Here is a 15,769-nt window from a genome sequence, read left to right as displayed (position 1 = left end):
TCTCCGCGCAGGGTCGATGCACTAGACAGAATCCGACAGAACAGCGGACCAGACCCATGAGCAATCGCATCGCCTATACCAAACCGTCGATCACCGAACGTGAGGTGGCGTATGCCACCGACGCGGCGCGGCATGGCTGGGGCGCGCGTTGTTATGATTACATCCATCGGCTGGAGCGCGATTATGCTGTCCATCTCGGCGTCAAGCACGCAACCGCTACGTCGAGCTGCACCGGCGCGCTGCATCTGGGGCTCGCGGCGCTTGGCATCGGCGCCGGTGATGAGGTGATCCTGGCCGACAGCAACTGGATCGCCTCGGTGGCGCCAGTGGTTCACCTCGGCGCCACGCCGGTGTTTGTCGACATTCTCAGCGACAGCTGGTGTCTGGATCCCGATCTGGTCGAAGCGGCAATCACGCCACAGACCCGGGCGATCATCGCCGTGCATCTGTATGGCTCGATGTGCGACATGGACCGGTTGCTGGAGATCGGCGCGCGCCACGGCGTCGCCGTCATAGAGGATGCAGCCGAAGCAATCGGCTCGGCCTGGGGGGCCAAACGCGCGGGGTCGATGGGCGCCTTTGGCACCTTCTCGTTTCACGGCACCAAGACCATGACCACCGGTGAAGGCGGCATGTTCGTGACCAATGACTCAGCCCTTTTCGAGCGAGTGACGACCCTGTCCAACCATGGCCGCGACGCCAACGAGCCGCGCCAGTTCTTTCCCACCGTCACCGGCTACAAGTTCAAGATGTCCAATATTTCCGCGGCCATCGGCTGCGCACAGATGGAGCGGATCGACGAATTGATCGGCCGTAAACGCGCCATCATGACTGGCTATCGCCAGCTTCTGGGTGCGCTTGACGGAATTTCGCTGAATATCGAACCTGAGGGCGTGACCAATGGCTACTGGATGCCGACGGTGGTTTTTGACCGTGACACCGGCGTCACCCGGGATATGCTGATCGAAGCGTTCAGGGCCGCCGAGATCGATGGGCGGGTATTCTTCTGGCCGCTGTCGGAGTTGCCGATGTTCGAGGCCCGGCCAGATAATGTCAACGCCCACGACATTGCCGCGCGCGCCATCAACCTGCCGAGCTATCACGACATGGACGAGCACGGCCAGAAGCGTGTGGCCGACGTGATCCGTGGTCTTCTGAAGGCATAATCAGCTATACAGAGACTCAAGCGTCCGGCTTGCGCTTTGATGTCTCGCCGGTGTTGTCAGCCTTGTCGGACAGTTCGATTTCGAGCTTCGATTTCAGCTCAGAACCCTCAGCTTCGGCACCGCTGTCACGAACCGTCCATCCCAGTCGCTGATATACGAAAGCTGCGTCCTGATTTCCGTCTCGATGTTCCATGGCAGTATTACCACCCTGTCTGGTTGGTCAGAAACAAGCCGGTCCTCGCCGACAATCGGAATATGTGAACCGGGCATGTAATGCCCCTGCTTGGCCGGGTTGCGGTCAACCACGAAAGCAATGTCGCCAGCGTCCACACCAGCGAAGTTCAACAGCGTGTTGCCCTTGGCAGCCGCGCCATATGCCGCCACCTTCAGCCCTGCCGCACGAGCCTCGTTGAGGAAGCTGCGAAAACCGTCGCGCACGGCTTCCGCATTTGCCTGCAGGCCTGCGTAAAAGGCTGGAGAACCCATCCCGGCCTGGCGCTCGGTCTCGCGCATGGCCTCAACGGCAGGCGTCAGCTGATGGGCGCAGACGTCGCTGCGACAGGCATAGATTCTGAGGCTGCCGCCATGGTGCGGCGTGGTCCCGACGTCGAACACGGTGAGCCCATTGGCGGCAAAGATGGGCTCGACGGCAAGCAGCGAGAGATAGGAATAGTGTTCGTGATAGGCGGTGTCGAACTGGTTGCCACGAACCATCTCGTAGAGATGCGGAAACTCGAAGGTGGCGACACCGGCGGGCTTGAGCAACGCCGAGAAACCTGCAACGAAATCGTTGATGTCTGGCACATGGGCGAGCACATTGTTGGCGGCGATCAGATCCGCCTGCCGGCCCTCGCCTGCCAGTTTTTCACCCAGCTCACGGCCGAAAAATTCCTCGACAATGTCGATGCCCTTGGCGCGCGCCGCCTCGGCCGTGCCGTGGGTCGGCTCGACGCCGTAGCATGGGATGCCGAGCGCTTTCACATATTGCAGCAGATAGCCGTCATTGGCGGCAATTTCAGCCACCATACTGTCCGCGCCGAGGCCGAAACGCGTCTGCATGTCGGCGACATAGGTTTGCGCATGCTCGAGCCAGGTTTTCGAGAAAGAGGAAAAATAGGCATAGTCGTCGGAGAAAAACTCTTCGCGGTCGGCAAAGTCTTCAGTCTGGGTGAGCCAGCATTCGGTGCAGGTGCTGATGACCAGCGGGTAAAGCTTTTCCGGTTGGGAAAGGGTTTCCGCATCGAGATAGGAATTGGAGGGTGGGGCCCGACCCAGATCAAGAAACGGAACGAACGCGGTGCCGCCGCAATGCCTGCAGCTGATCATGGGTTTTCTCCTGCAGTGTCGAGCAGCGGATGGGAGCCATCGCGCGCGGAAATACCGGTAACCGGCAATGGCCAGGCAATCGCCAGCGCCGGATCATCGGCGCGCAACCCGGCTTCATGATCTGGCGCATAGGCGGTGGAATGAACATAGATCAGTTCAGCATCGTCGCTCAGCGCCTGAAACCCGTGGGCAAAGCCTTCGGGCACATACATCGCCGTGCCGGCTTCCGCCGACAGCTTGGCCGCTGCGTGCCGATAGCGTGTCGGGCTATTCTCGCGGGTATCGACAGCAACATCGAACACCGCGCCACGAATGCAGATCACCAGCTTGGCCTCGGCATGGGGCGCGCGCTGGAAATGCAGGCCACGAAGGGTGCCCGCCTTGCGGGTCTGGCTATGGTTGATCTGTGCCACCGGCCCCGGCCAACCGACCGCTGCCAGCGCCTCGGCGCAGAAAATACGGGCAAAGGCGCCGCGGTCGTCAATCCGAGGCGACCTTGTGACAAGCATCGGACCGCCGGAGGTGCCGGGCATCAGTTCGGTCAGGGAGAACGGCGTCGTACTCACGAAACGGCTCCTGCGGCGGCGTGGCGGATACTGCCGGTCATCGCCACCTTGCGGCTACACCAGAATTCGCGGATGGGGCTCGCCTCGGTCACCAGTTTTTCCAAGGCGCATTTCCCTCGTTCCACAATGCCTCGAGCATGTTCTTGTCGCGCAGCGTATCCATCGGCTGCCAGAAGCTGCGGTGAAAAAACGCGCGCAACTCTCCCGCACTTGCAAGACCGGCAAGCGGCGCCCCCTCGAAGCTGGTGCTGTCGCCCTCGATGCGCTCCAGCACCGGGGTTGAGAGCACGAAAAACCCGCCATTGATAAAGCCGCCCTCGCCCTCGGGTTTTTCGATGAACCCCTGCACCTCGTCGCCATCGAGCTTGAGCGCACCAAACCGGGCTGGCGGGCGAACTGCGGTGACGGTGGCCAGATGGCCATGTGATTTGTGGAAATCGATGGTGGCGGAAATATCGACATTGGCCAGACCGTCGCCATAGGTGAAGCAGAAACTCTCTTCGCCCTCAAGGTAGGGTGCCACCCGCTTGAGGCGACCGCCGGTCAGCGTCGATTCGCCGGTGTCGACCAGGGTGACACGCCAGTCTTCGGCACTCTGGCGGTGAAAATGGATGGTGTTGTCGGACATGTCGAAGGTCAGATCCGACATGTGCAGCGCGTAATTGGCGAAATATTCCTTGATCACGTAACCGCGAAAGCCGCAACAGATGATGAAATCGCGCAGACCGTGGCTGTGATAGAGCTTCATGATGTGCCACAGAATCGGCCGACCACCGATTTCAACCATCGGCTTGGGTCGGAGATGAGTTTCTTCCGACAGCCGCGACCCTAGTCCGCCGGCAAGAATGACAACCTTCATTTTCGCATCTCCGGGATAACACCAATACGGCTGAGCCCGCCCGCCAGGCTTTTCTGCCCGCGCATGCTCTTACGCCTGGTGTCTGCCCCATGCTCCATGCCGCCCGAAGATCCCCTGGCAATCAGTTTGCCGAGGCTAGGCCGGCAAGCTTTCGCGAAACTGTTGGCAACCAAGCACCGTCGGCAACGACAATCGGCGTCGGCCATTGTTCGCAAAGCACGGCATGCCTATAAGTGGACGACCATGCCTGCGCCCGCCGCACGCGAATGCAAGCCGCCACGACCGGCGCGACACGAGGACGACATGCTCGAAGATGGCAAGCTATATCTCGGCACCAGCCGCAATCCCGATGACAGTATCAACAAGGGCGAATATCTCGACCTGAGATATGCCAACCGCCACGGCCTGGTTACCGGCGCCACCGGCACCGGCAAGACGGTGACGCTACAGATCCTCGCCGAGAGCTTCTCCAATGCCGGCGTGCCGGTGTTCTGCGCCGATGTGAAGGGCGACCTGTCCGGCATCGCGGCGATCGGTGAGACCAAGGATTTCCTCGAAAAGCGCGCCAAGACCATCGGGCTTGATCCCTATGTGTACCAGGAGTTCCCGGTCATCTTCTGGGATCTTTTCGGCGACAAGGGGCACCGGGTCCGCACCACCATTTCTGAGATGGGGCCGCTGCTGCTGGCGCGGCTGATGGACATGTCGGACGCGCAGGAAGGCGTGCTCAACATTGCCTTCAAGCTGGCCGACGAGAACGGTTTGCCACTGCTCGATTTGAAGGATCTGCGCTCGCTTTTGTCCTACATGGCGGGCGAGACCGAGAAGCTCTCTGCGATGTATGGCAACATCAGCAAGCAGTCGCTGGCGACGATCCAGCGCGGTCTTCTTGTGCTGGAGCAACAGGGCGCAGAACACTTTTTCGGCGAACCGGCGCTGAAGATCGCCGACATCATGCGTACCACCAATGACGGTCGCGGGGCGATTTCGGTGCTCGCCGCAGACAAGTTGATGATGAACCCCCGGCTTTACGCCACCTTCCTGTTGTGGCTGCTCTCGGAACTGTTCGAGGAATTGCCCGAAGTGGGCGATTCCGACAAGCCGCGGCTGGTGTTCTTTTTTGACGAAGCGCATCTGTTGTTTGATGAAGCACCAAAAGTCCTGATCGACCGGGTCGAACAGGTTGTGCGGCTGATCCGATCCAAAGGCATCGGCGTGTTTTTTGTCACCCAGAACCCGCTTGATGTGCCCGAAACCGTGCTGTCGCAGCTGGGCAACCGGGTTCAGCACGCGCTCAGGGCCTATACGCCGCGCGAGCAGAAGGCGGTGAAAGTGGCGGCCGAGACGTTCCGGCCCAACCCGGCCTTCGATTGTTTCGAGGCTATCACCCAACTGGGTGTCGGCGAGGCGCTGGTTTCAACGCTCGGGGCCAAGGGCGTGCCTTCGATGGTAGAGCGCACATTGATCCGCCCACCGTCCTCACGGCTCGGCCCGATTTCGGAATCGGAACGGGCGAAAGTGATGGCCGTCAGCCCGGTGGCCGGACAGTATGACGAGGATCTCGACCGCGACAGCGCCTTTGAAATGCTGCAACGCAAGGCTGCGGAAGCCGCCAAGGCGGAAGAAGCCGAGCGCCGCCGCGAGGAGGAAGATGATGAAAAGGAACAGCCCGAGAGCCGCCGCTGGACCTTGCCCGGCTATGGCGATGACGATGATGACGACGACCGCCGCCGCACCTCACCCAAGCGGCGCAAATCGAGCAAGTCGCGGCCCGGATATCAGCGCCAGACCGTAACCGAGGCAGCGATCAAATCGATGGCGCGGTCAGCCGCGAGTTCGCTCGGCCGTGCACTGGTGCGCGGCATCCTCGGGTCACTGAAAAAGGGATTCTAGAACTTGCGCTTGGTTAAGCGATTTTGACGACAATCAACGGAATTGAGGCTCAATCCGGGCAATTCGTCACCTGAGCTTGTCGAAAATATCCAAATGTCAATACTTGGCTTTTGATAAAAAATCGTAGAATGTTGACAATGTAATTCTGGACGAGAGATTTGAACTACCAATAAGTGCCCGTTCGCTCAGTATTCACGCTTGGATTCCCGAGCGGTGCCGCGAGCAGCCATGAGCCCGAAGGAGCAGACACTTTATGCTAAAATTTTTCAGGATGAAAATTAAGGCTTCATCTGAGGCGAAGCGTGACGATGCCGAGACGATGTCGCGACGTCATTTTCTGGTCGGCGCCTGCGCCGTGATTGGAACTGCTTCTGTTGCCACCGGTCTTGGCGTTTCCGATGTATTGGCAACACCCTCGGCAGCAGTCCCGTTGAATGAGGCAGATGATGGCCTGGTCGAGTTGGTGCAGCGGCGCGACGACCGCAGAGACCGTCGCCGGAGACGCGACGACCGTAGAGACCGCCGCCGGAGACGTGACCGCCGCGGACGGCGACGGGATGATCGAGGGGGCCGCCGGGTCAACCGCCGAGACATTGTACGGCAATGCGAACGGTCAAGGCGCTTCCGTCGCAACAACCGGCGGCTTTGCAACCGGGTTACCGGAAGAGGTCGTGGACGCAGAGGATCCTGCATCCAGATCGGACCGCTTCAGGTTTGCGAATAGGAATAGGGACTGACCTTATTGCTATCGCCGTATAATCGATGCTTGGCCTTTGGGGGGAACTCCCGAGGCCAAGCGATTCAAGGTCACGTGGCCGGATGTCTCAAATCGTTCTTTTGGAGTATCCGGCGCCCACAAGATTGTGGCATTTAGAGCTGGTACCTGATGCGTGGCGCATTCAAATCAGAGCGTTGAAGCCGGCCGCGCCTCCACACGGATGCGCAGCGTTGCACATCAGTCACTGGCCGCGGCAAGGGACCGGATAGGTGGAGCGGAACACCGTGGCGTCATAGGTGATAGCGGGATCAAAGCAGGTGACCTGCCCGGGTCCATTGACCCAGAAGATCTGCGGGTCGGTCGGGGTTTCGCCGCTTGACCCGTTTTGCCGGTAGATTTCGAAATGCAGATGCGGAAACCTGCCGCCGCCGAGCACCCCGGTGGTGCCGATGGTGCCGAGTTGCTGGCCACGCATGACCATCGTCCCCTTGGCTACCTGACGGCTGTCGAGATGCTTGTAAACGGCGACAATACGCCTGCCAGTGGCGTCCGGTCCGTGTTCGACAACAACCCGGTTGCCATACATGGGCTCCGAATAGGATCCCGCCACATAGCCGTCGGCCACCGCGATCACCGGATCACCAACGGCGCCGATCACATCTATGCCGAGATGTTTTGCATCGCTGGTAGTAAACAGGAACTGCTGGGAAATCGACGGGGCTCCCGCGGGCATCACCACCTTGAGCTTCGGTTGTTGCGGCGACTTGTAGAGCGATGCCCAGCCTTGCCCCTGCGGGACACATCCGGCGGCAATCAGGCCGCAGGCCAACAGGACCGCACCGCGTCCAAGATGTTTCATGCGCGCCCCCGCCGCCATCGCTAGCCGGACGCATGTCCAATCGCTCAGGCCCAAGAGCATCATTATCCTGACAGGATGATGCTCTGAAGCGCGCTTCTAGCACAAATCGCCCGTGAGCCTCAAGCGGGGCAGCCTTTCGGCTGCGGTTCTAGACGACCACAATCGGTGTCCGGTTGGGCACGCGATCATAGAGATCGACGATATCCTGATTGATCAGCCGCACGCAGCCGGAGGAAACGGCCTTACCGATCGACTTGTATTCGGGGCTACCGTGCAGCCGGTAAAGTGTATCTTCGCCATTCTGGAAGATGTAAAGTGCGCGGGCCCCGAGCGGATTGTTCAATCCCGGCGCCATACCGCCGTTTTCGGCTGAGTAAGGCTCCAGATCAGGCTGGCGCGCGATCATTTCCTGCGGCGGGGTCCATTTCGGCCATTTCTGCTTCCACTGCACAATTGCGCGACCGGACCAGGAAAAGCCGGCGCGACCGATACCGACGCCGTAGCGCATGGCGCGGCCGTTCTCGCGTACCAGATAGAGCATCCGTTCCGAGGTGTTGACGACAATGGTTCCCGGACGTTCGCCGGTGGGATCGGCCACTTCCTGACGCAGGAAGGCCGGATCGATCTCGTAATAGGGAATCGCCGGCAGCGGAAACGGCTCATCGGGCTTGGGGCCATACATAATGTCGTAATAATCAGACCGCCGCGCCAGACCCGATCCACGATTGACCGGTGTGCGGAACGTGGGTGTGGTTTCGGCGTTGAACCGTTCGGTTGTCGTAGACGTGCAGCCGGCAAGAGCGGCCGTGGCTCCCATGCCAAGCGCCAGGAAGCCCCGACGGGAAGGTGTGCGATAGTCATCTTGGTTTCCGGTGATACCGGTCACTGTCATATTCTTGTTTTTTGATCCGGTCATGGCGCGGAAAGTCCTTAAGGCTCGGGGTATCGGCGTCTCGTCAGGCCGGACCGGAATTCGCTCCGACGGGTATAAAGCCGCGAGATCACATTTGAGTTCCGATTGTGACCATCCAAGGCCCGTGCTGTGGCCAATTCGCCACAGCGGCCGACCACGGATTGACGTTTATGTGATCCTGCCAGCAGTGTGAAAGGAAAAAATTTCGTCGGCGGCTGCTGGGAGTGCCCGAATTGCCACTATTTCCGGGCGACTCTGGCCGAATACGAGCCCTGCGGTGATTGCACCTCATCCAGTCTTCGACCACACGCCCTGGCCTGGAAACCGAGCCACATTGTCCGGACCTATATCATCGGGGGCTCTCAATCGTTTGAGGAATGCTGCGCTCCAGCGGGCGATATCGTTGCCTTCGAGATGGGCATATAATGTGGTGTGACGCTCGATGCGTTCGCCCAGCGGCATGTCGAGCGCTTTCTTGATGGCTTCGGCAATGCCGACTGGATTATGCGGATTGATAATCAGCGCCGCCGTCATTTCCTCTGCCGCACCGGCAAATTGCGACAGGATCAACACGCCGGGATCGGCTTCATCCTGGGCGGCAACATACTCCTTGGCGACGAGATTCATGCCGTCGAACAACGGCGTTACCAGACCGACGCGGGACAACCGGAACAATACCGCCAGTTCGTCGCGCGGCATGGCACGGTGAATATACTGCACCGGTGTCCAGTCGATGGTGCCGAAATCGCCGTTGATCTTGCCGGAAAGATGTTCGAGTTCGGACCGGATGTCCTTGTAGGCGTCGACATCGTCGCGGGTTGGTGGCGCGATCTGCAACAGCGACACTTTGCTGCGGAACTGCGGGTATTTGCTCAGGAAGGTCTCGTAGCCGGCGAGGCGCTGCGGAAGCCCCTTGGAATAATCCAGCCGGTCGACACCAATCAGGCGGGGCAGCGGCGGCGGCTCGGTGGCAACCGCACCTTCGGCGGCAAGACGCCGAAAACCTTGGACATCAATCGAGATCGGAAAACAGCCAATCGCCACTTCACGACCGTTGATGCCGATATTGCCATTGGCGCGCAGTTCGCCACGCAAGCCATGACGGAAAATTGTGATCATGTTGGCGAGATCGCGCCGGGTCTGGAATCCGATCAGATTGTAATCGGCCAGCCACTTTACCATCTCGCGCCAGTCGGGAATTGCCATGAATGTTTGCAGGTCCGGCAATGGAATATGCAGAAAAAAGCCGATCCGGCACTTCACCCCGAGCGCCTTGAGATAGTGTGCCAGCGGAATCAGCTGATAGTCGTGCACCCAGATGAGATCGTCGTCACGTACTGTTTCGGCGATCTGTCGGGCCAGCCGCTCAGCCACCTGACGATAGGCCGCTGCATAGCGTGGCTTGACGACAATCAGGTCAACCCGACCATGAAACGCTGGCCACAGCACCGAGTTGGAATAGCCCAGATAGTAATCGTCATGAAGCTCCGGCTCGAGTTCGAACAGAGCGACGTCGAAATCCGGCCGGTGGTGAAGGACAAGTTCAGACGACGGGTTCTCGTGCTGCTCGGGGGCACCGCCGATCCACAATCCGCCATCTTTCGACAGCGCATCCTTGAGCGCCACGACGAGGCCGCCAGAATCGCTGCTCCCATCAATTGACGGCGCCCTGTTTGACACAACAATCAGACGTCCCACGGTCAATTCCCCTGCCGTGCAAGCTTGAGCTGGGCCGAATTGAACTGGGCCCGCAGCCATTTCTTGAAACTCGCGGGGTTGGCCGTGCGGTACTGGGCCGCGGTGACGCCCTCGCCGACCTTGATTGTCGTACCGCCCTGCCCGTTGACCCAGGCAAAGGCCACCTCGTCGGTCGTATCGTCGCCAGCAAAGACGATGTCACGCCCCCTGAACTCGTCGAACTGCATGATGCGCTCAATCGCTCGGGCCTTGGAAACATCCTTCGGTTTGATTTCGATCGCCATCTTGGCCGATTGCATCTCGAACTCCTCGTCATCCTCGATCAGACATCCGACAAAGTCACGCACCTTGCCTTCGACCTCCGGGTGCTGACGAAAATGCAGCACGATGCCGAAGCGCTTGTCCTCGGCGATCACGCGCGGATCAATGACGGCGAACTCCATGACCGCGCTCTTGATATGCTCAAGCCGGTCAAAGTTGCAGTCGATACCTGGCAATGTGCGGGCGTTGCGGCGCAATTCAGCGCCGTGGCCACCGGAAATTGTGCCCTTGAATGTGTCGAGATAATGGACGATTTCTTCAAGATTACGACCCGACACGATTGCCAGGGCGCCACCATGGCGTGCGTGCAACTGATCGAGCAGCGCTTTGTCGCTAGAGGTGACACGGATCGAACCCGGCGTCGGAGCGATATCGACCAAGGTGCCGTCAAAATCGACGAGCAATGCTGTCTGCTGCGCCGACAAGCCCAGCCTGTCGAGTTCATCTGGCAAAGTCGAATCGGGTTTGAACCCAACCAGACTGTAATAGTCCAGGTGCTGTTGCATGGCTGAAACTCTCCTTGATCTCCTTCTCAACGGATTTGCCGCGGCTTCGTTCCACAGCGGGCCTGTAAAATATTAGCTGTCCCGGTCACTGTCAAAACCCCATGACCATCGGCCACCGGCCCAGCAACAGGCGCGGGGTTCATATGACGTCATTGAGATCCGGCAGGATCAGCGACGGCGACAGATCGAGATATTCGTCCGGCATCTGGGTACGGTTGATCCAGATGGTGCGAAATCCGAACTTGGTTGCGCCAGCCACGTCCCAACGGTTGGACGACTGGAACGAGACCGCATCGGGATAGAGCCGGTAGGCGGTGGTGACCATGTCGTAGACCGACGGATCGGTCTTGAAGGTCTGGAGCGCGTCGACTGAGAAGACGTCGTCGATGACGCTGTCGAGCGCCGCATTCTTGACCGCCGACGCAAGCATCTCGGTCGAGCCGTTGGACAATATGGCCACCCGTGCTCCGGTGGCTTTCAGCGTCTTCAGCACGGCAGGGACTTCAGGATAACAATCCAGCTTGAAATAAGCGTCGAGCAATTCCGCGCGCAGGCTTTTGTCGGCGCTCGGCACCCGCGCAAAAGCATGATCCAGCGCTTCCTCGGTCAACGCCCAGAAATCACGCCATTGTCCCATCAGGCTACGTGTCCAAGAATATTCCAGCTGCTTGGCGCGCCAGATCTCCGACAAAAGCTGGCCATCGGGGCCAACGGCTGCCGCGTGGCGACGCACCGCAGCGTGAACATCGAACAAAGTTCCATAGGCGTCAAAGACATAAGCGGCGTATGACATCTCGAAATTCCCTCGTGCAATTGGAGCAACGATGCGCCTGTTGCAGTGCAACAGTCAAGCATGGCCTGACACCTTCAGGTAGACCCGGCAACTGCCAAACGTAACCGGCGGGCGCCGGACCGCGCATGGATGCCAACAAATGCCTGTATGATTTGTTGCCGCTGGCGACCGCTGTGCGCAAGGATCATGCGATTGCGGCTGCAGCCATGGTTTCGCGCCGGGGATTGACTTGACGGCGGCAGCGGCACTGGTCGATTGTCATTGCCAAGCAGATGACACCGGCAGGAGGAACACATGGCCGTCAACACCCAAGCGCGCACCAAGACCTGGACCTTTGTTGATGGCGAATGGCTGGAGGGCAACCCGCCGCTAATTGGCCCGGTCAGCCATGCCATGTGGCTCGGATCGACCGTGTTTGACGGCGCCCGCTGGTTTGACGGCGTCGCTCCTGATCTCGACCTGCATTGCCAACGGGTCAACCGCTCGGCAGAGGCGCTGGGTCTGAAGGCAATCATGCAGGCGACAGAAATTGAAGCGCTGGCACATGAGGGGCTGACAAAATTCGACGGCAAGACCGCCGTCTACATCAAGCCGATGTACTGGGCCGAGCACGGCGGGTACATGTCGGTTCCGGCCGATCCGGAATCGACCCGCTTCTGCCTGTGTCTGTTTGAAAGTCCGATGATCGCTTCCAGCGGGTTTTCCGTCAGCGTGTCGCCGTTCCGCCGCCCCTCCTATGAATGCGCGCCGACCAATGCCAAGGCGGGATGCCTGTATCCCAACAATGGCCGGGCCGTGATGGAAGCCAAATCACGCGGCTTCGACAATGCGTTGGTTCTCGACATGCTCGGCAATGTGGCCGAGACCGGCACCTCGAACATCTTCATGGTCAAGGATGGCGTCGTGTTCACGCCGGTGCCGAATGGCAGCTTCCTGTCCGGCATTACCCGCGCGCGCGCCATCGCACTGTTGCGCGCGGCCGGCACCGAGGTCGTGGAGAAGACGCTTTCGGTCGCCGATTTCAAGGATGCCGACGAGATCTTTTCGACCGGCAACCACTCCAAGGTGGTGCCGATCATCCGCATCGAGGACCGCGAATTGCAGGCCGGACCGGTGGCGCGCGACGCCCGCCAACTCTACATGGACTGGGCGCATGGCTGAGACACCGCGCATCGTGGCGGATCACCGGATATGAACCCGCGCCGCACGCATTCAACCGGGTCGCCGATGGAACAGGCGGCGGCCTATTCGCGCGCGGTGCGGGTGGGCGCGTTCGTGCATGTCTCCGGCACCACCGGCTATGATTATGCGAGTATGGAGATGCCCGCGGGCGTGGCTGACCAGGCGCGCAATTGCTTTACCACCATCGCCGCCTCGCTAACGGCGCTGGATGCCGAGCTCGGCAACATCGTGCGGGTGACCTATTACGTCACCAAGCCCGAGCATTTCGATGCGGTGGCGCCGGTGCTGCGCGAGTTCCTGGGTGACATCAACCCCGCAGCCACAATGATCGTCTGCCAATTGATCCGTCCGGAAATGCTGATCGAAATCGAGGTCACTGCCCAGGTGGCATGAGTCCAGCAGTTTTGCTGACGCCTATTTGCGACGATGGCGTTGCCACCATCTGAGCAAGCCGTGCGACAGACGCGCCTTTTCGGCACCGATTAGCACGTCAGGCTGGATCCGTATCCAGGACGATTTGGTATAGGCCACGCGCTGTTCAAGATAGACGCTGCGGTGACCGATGATGACATAGGCCGCGATTGCGGCACCGGCCACATAGATGGAATCGACCGCGCCGCCAAACAGCTCCATGCCCATCAGCACTGCAGCAATCGGCGTGTTGGAAGCCGCGGCAATGACCGAAACCAGCCCGACGGCCGCTCCCAGGCCGGGATCCAGCCCGAACAACGGCGCGAAGGCATTTCCGGCCATGGCCCCGATCACGAATTGCGGCGTGACGATGCCGCCGTAAAAACCCGATCCCAGGGTGATTGCCACCAGCAGCGTCTTCCACACAAACCCCATATACGGCATCGTTTCCCCCGAAACCGCGCGTTCAACCATGGGCAGGCTCAGGCCCAGATAATCGGTCGGTATGAATACAATCAACATCGCGAGAACCACACCGCCAAAGACAGGCATCAAGGGTGGCCAGACATTGAAGCGGAGCTTCACTGCCGTGAAAAGACGGGTCATGCGGTGTACGGATTCCGCAAAGATCAGTGCCACGACCCCGGCGATGATGCCGATCATCATGGTCTTGAAGAAAACCAGTTCGGAAAACACCGGAAGGATGGCGACGTCATAATAGTCAAACGGCACACCCCAGAATTTGGTGATCTCAAAAGACGCAACGCCTGCGACAACTGCCGGAAACAGAAAGTCGTGGCGGATGCGGCCGACTGCGAGTACCTCGACACCATAGATGGCGCCGGCGATCGGCGTGCCAAAGACACTGGCAAAGCCAGCGCTCACGCCGCAGGCAACAAGACGCAGGCGGAGTTCGGAATTGAGATGCAGAAGCTGACCAATTGCCGCTGCCAGCGACGCCCCGATATGGGAGCATGGCCCTTCCTTGCCGGCCGAGCCGCCGCTGGCCAGGGTTATGATGGCGGCAACCGGCTTGATCAGCATGGTCCGGAATGGCATTCGCCCGTTCTGAACATGAACGGCTGCAAACATCGAATCCTTCAAACCGCTCGGACTGTTGAGGTAGCCGTAATGCAGCAGCAGACCGTTCAGCAGTCCGCCCAAGGGCAGCAGCATCATCTGCAGCCAGAGCGAGACGTCGGCAGTGCGATCGGTGAGGAAAAACAATCCGTGCAAAAACAGGCTGGTTCCTGTGCCGACGATGGCGCCTGCGATGGTTGCAAGCACCAGCCACTGGATCACTGTGGCCAGCATGATTACGAGTTCGAAATAGTCAAAGCGACGCATTGGGGGAGACGACTGGTCGAAGGAAGGAAATCACCCTCTAGCATGGCGCAAATAGAGGGTGAAGGACCGGCTCTCCCTCAATTAGTAGTGTAGCCGGATCTCATGGGGGTGGGCTTGTCCGGTCGAGCCGGATCGCCCACCCAAGCCAAGAGACTTGCCCGGTACGCCGATTATTCCTGAACCTGTATTGTCCATCTCGTGCGCCATTCTCTGAACTTCTGCGCCTGGAAAGACCGCAAGCTTGTGGCCACTGATCTGCGCCGGATTTACGGGGCCGCGACCGCCGACCAAGCGGCGGCCGAGCTGGACGCGTTCGAGGGGAAATGGGCCGGAAAATATGCGTCCATCGCCCCGGCCTGGCGGAGGGCTTGGGCCGAAGTGATCCCGTTCTTCGCCTTCGATCCGGCGATCCGCAAGATCATTTATGCCCGATCAACCAGATCGCGCTACGGTTCGTGCCTAACAGAATGAACTGATTTGACTCCATCAAATGGTTCAATCTAAGCCGGAAGTGCCCTAGTTTTGGGTGGACATTGAGGATTTTGCTGTGGCACGACGAAAGCGGCGTTCATGGAGTGATGAAGAGTATTTATAAGCATAAAAGTCGCAAGCAGTCTGACGGACATCACCTGGTCAACGAAGGAATCAATTCTGTAGGCACCTACTCCTATCCTGTTCAGAAATTTTGGTGCATCCCTCTATTTGATCACCTATCTTTTCGAATCTCTCGAGTATATTTTCAATTTTTCTCAGTTGAGCAAGGGTGGGCTCTAAATCGTCCAGGCAGCGTGCGTGAGACCTGAAGGCGGCGGCTGCGCATACTTCAGCTTTTTTCTCTGACAATGCGCGGTCATCCGCGCAACCGGCTAACCCGGCAACCGCGCAAGCCGACCGACCGACGAACCCGTCAATCCCGTCAACGGCCAAAGATGAAGACGGCTGGAGGACGAGAGCCAGAACAAAAAGGCCGGATAAAATGGGTTTCATGTAGTCAAACTCCTAGAACGGCGTGGGCAAAGGCGGGTCCCCGGGGGGAGTGGTGTCAGCCATAAGCAGCGAACGCATGATTGCTGTCGTGTCTGGTCGCGAGTTTTGGTGGAAATTTACTCCGGCGTTGACAGATGGGCCAAACTCTTACTTAACCGACATTTCCCATATACCTTTACTTGGTCGCCAATTTAGCAGCTCCCGTTACCAGAAGATAGAATTTT

General features: G+C 59.4%; 14 protein-coding genes and 1 pseudogene. 6 read left to right on the top strand and 9 right to left on the bottom strand.

All coding sequences use genetic code 11. The annotated features are described in order from the left end of the window. Positions 1-56 precede the first annotated feature (56 nt). Positions 57-1,166 carry a DegT/DnrJ/EryC1/StrS family aminotransferase gene (locus OEG84_RS19030; RefSeq protein ID WP_267655184.1) on the top strand — a complete coding sequence of 370 codons (1,110 nt, stop codon included), beginning with the start codon at positions 57-59 and terminating at the stop codon, positions 1,164-1,166. Positions 1,167-1,259: 93 nt separating this feature from the next. Here the strand turns inward: OEG84_RS19030 and OEG84_RS19025 are convergent, their stop codons facing one another. The 3 genes from OEG84_RS19025 to rfbF all read right to left on the bottom strand — a co-directional run bounded on the left by OEG84_RS19025 (position 1,260) and on the right by rfbF (position 3,917). Further along, a complete protein-coding gene (locus tag OEG84_RS19025; protein ID WP_267655183.1) occupies positions 1,260-2,492 on the bottom strand; it encodes a class I SAM-dependent methyltransferase in 1,233 nt (410 codons plus the stop codon). Continuing rightward, entirely contained in the window at positions 2,489-3,058 is a 570-nt protein-coding gene (locus OEG84_RS19020; RefSeq protein WP_267655182.1) for a dTDP-4-dehydrorhamnose 3,5-epimerase family protein, read from the bottom strand. The genes OEG84_RS19025 and OEG84_RS19020 overlap by 4 nt, the downstream gene beginning before the upstream one ends. Before the next feature lie 88 nt (positions 3,059-3,146). After that, positions 3,147-3,917: a glucose-1-phosphate cytidylyltransferase gene (gene rfbF, locus OEG84_RS19015; RefSeq protein ID WP_267655181.1), complete on the bottom strand. Its 771-nt coding sequence runs from the start codon at positions 3,915-3,917 to the stop codon at positions 3,147-3,149. Positions 3,918-4,220: 303 nt separating this feature from the next. Between rfbF and OEG84_RS19010 the strand changes: the two genes are divergently transcribed. Further along, positions 4,221-5,810 carry a helicase HerA-like C-terminal domain-containing protein gene (locus OEG84_RS19010; protein WP_267656257.1) on the top strand — a complete coding sequence of 530 codons (1,590 nt, stop codon included), beginning with the start codon at positions 4,221-4,223 and terminating at the stop codon, positions 5,808-5,810. A 443-nt stretch (positions 5,811-6,253) separates the two neighbouring features. Then, positions 6,254-6,547, top strand: a complete 294-nt coding sequence (locus tag OEG84_RS19005) for a hypothetical protein (RefSeq protein ID WP_267655180.1) — start codon at positions 6,254-6,256, stop codon at positions 6,545-6,547. Between the two features lie 222 nt (positions 6,548-6,769). On the opposite strand, the gene OEG84_RS19000 is transcribed toward OEG84_RS19005, so the two are convergent. The 5 genes from OEG84_RS19000 to OEG84_RS18980 all read right to left on the bottom strand — a co-directional run bounded on the left by OEG84_RS19000 (position 6,770) and on the right by OEG84_RS18980 (position 11,618). After that, a complete protein-coding gene (locus OEG84_RS19000) occupies positions 6,770-7,387 on the bottom strand; it encodes a M23 family metallopeptidase (RefSeq protein ID WP_267655179.1) in 618 nt (205 codons plus the stop codon). Positions 7,388-7,535: 148 nt separating this feature from the next. Continuing rightward, the gene (locus OEG84_RS18995; protein ID WP_267655178.1) at positions 7,536-8,279 is read right to left on the bottom strand and encodes a L,D-transpeptidase; all 744 of its coding nucleotides are present in this window, start codon (positions 8,277-8,279) and stop codon (positions 7,536-7,538) included. Between the two features lie 309 nt (positions 8,280-8,588). Further along, on the bottom strand, positions 8,589-9,998 hold the full coding sequence (locus tag OEG84_RS18990; RefSeq protein WP_267655177.1) for an alpha,alpha-trehalose-phosphate synthase (UDP-forming): 1,410 nt from the start codon (positions 9,996-9,998) through the stop codon (positions 8,589-8,591). Positions 9,999-10,000: 2 nt separating this feature from the next. After that, complete coding sequence (gene otsB, locus OEG84_RS18985) at positions 10,001-10,825, bottom strand: trehalose-phosphatase (protein ID WP_267655176.1); 825 nt, start codon at positions 10,823-10,825, stop codon at positions 10,001-10,003. A gap of 139 nt (positions 10,826-10,964) precedes the next feature. After that, positions 10,965-11,618 (bottom strand): haloacid dehalogenase type II, encoded by a 654-nt coding sequence (locus OEG84_RS18980; protein ID WP_267655175.1) that lies wholly within the window; start codon positions 11,616-11,618, stop codon positions 10,965-10,967. Positions 11,619-11,912: 294 nt separating this feature from the next. On the opposite strand from OEG84_RS18980, the gene OEG84_RS18975 reads away from it, so the two are divergent. Together OEG84_RS18975 and OEG84_RS18970 are read left to right on the top strand one after the other, a co-directional pair. Continuing rightward, complete coding sequence (locus OEG84_RS18975; RefSeq protein ID WP_267655174.1) at positions 11,913-12,779, top strand: branched-chain amino acid aminotransferase; 867 nt, start codon at positions 11,913-11,915, stop codon at positions 12,777-12,779. Positions 12,780-12,809: 30 nt separating this feature from the next. Then, positions 12,810-13,193, top strand: coding sequence for a RidA family protein (locus OEG84_RS18970; protein ID WP_267655173.1), 384 nt, complete (start codon positions 12,810-12,812; stop codon positions 13,191-13,193). Positions 13,194-13,214: 21 nt separating this feature from the next. On the opposite strand, the gene OEG84_RS18965 is transcribed toward OEG84_RS18970, so the two are convergent. Next, positions 13,215-14,558: a chloride channel protein gene (locus tag OEG84_RS18965; protein WP_267655172.1), complete on the bottom strand. Its 1,344-nt coding sequence runs from the start codon at positions 14,556-14,558 to the stop codon at positions 13,215-13,217. 180 nt (positions 14,559-14,738) lie between these two features. Here OEG84_RS18965 and OEG84_RS18960 point away from each other — a divergent pair. Further along, a pseudogene (locus OEG84_RS18960) lies at positions 14,739-14,984 on the top strand (transposase); the annotation flags it as partial. Positions 14,985-15,769 lie beyond the last annotated feature (785 nt).

Origin of the sequence: Hoeflea algicola (assembly GCF_026619415.1) — a bacterium.
GTDB classification, from domain to species: Bacteria; Pseudomonadota; Alphaproteobacteria; order Rhizobiales; family Rhizobiaceae; genus Hoeflea; species Hoeflea algicola.
This window is presented reverse-complemented; position numbering and strand designations above follow the sequence as displayed.

Excerpts from the sequence above, each read along its gene's own strand:
- rfbF (WP_267655181.1), bottom strand. The coding sequence starts at position 3,917 with ATGAAGGTTGTCATTCTTGCCGGCGGACTAGGGTCGCGGCTGTCGGAA.
- otsB (WP_267655176.1), bottom strand. The coding sequence starts at position 10,825 with ATGCAACAGCACCTGGACTATTACAGTCTGGTTGGGTTCAAACCCGAT.
- OEG84_RS18970 (WP_267655173.1), top strand. The coding sequence starts at position 12,810 with ATGAACCCGCGCCGCACGCATTCAACCGGGTCGCCGATGGAACAGGCG.
- OEG84_RS19030 (WP_267655184.1), top strand. The coding sequence starts at position 57 with ATGAGCAATCGCATCGCCTATACCAAACCGTCGATCACCGAACGTGAG.
- OEG84_RS18980 (WP_267655175.1), bottom strand. The coding sequence starts at position 11,618 with ATGTCATACGCCGCTTATGTCTTTGACGCCTATGGAACTTTGTTCGAT.
- OEG84_RS18965 (WP_267655172.1), bottom strand. The coding sequence starts at position 14,558 with ATGCGTCGCTTTGACTATTTCGAACTCGTAATCATGCTGGCCACAGTG.
- OEG84_RS19005 (WP_267655180.1), top strand. The coding sequence starts at position 6,254 with ATGATGGCCTGGTCGAGTTGGTGCAGCGGCGCGACGACCGCAGAGACC.
- OEG84_RS19010 (WP_267656257.1), top strand. The coding sequence starts at position 4,221 with ATGCTCGAAGATGGCAAGCTATATCTCGGCACCAGCCGCAATCCCGAT.
- OEG84_RS19000 (WP_267655179.1), bottom strand. The coding sequence starts at position 7,387 with ATGAAACATCTTGGACGCGGTGCGGTCCTGTTGGCCTGCGGCCTGATT.
- OEG84_RS18975 (WP_267655174.1), top strand. The coding sequence starts at position 11,913 with ATGGCCGTCAACACCCAAGCGCGCACCAAGACCTGGACCTTTGTTGAT.
- OEG84_RS18995 (WP_267655178.1), bottom strand. The coding sequence starts at position 8,279 with ATGACAGTGACCGGTATCACCGGAAACCAAGATGACTATCGCACACCT.
- OEG84_RS19025 (WP_267655183.1), bottom strand. The coding sequence starts at position 2,492 with ATGATCAGCTGCAGGCATTGCGGCGGCACCGCGTTCGTTCCGTTTCTT.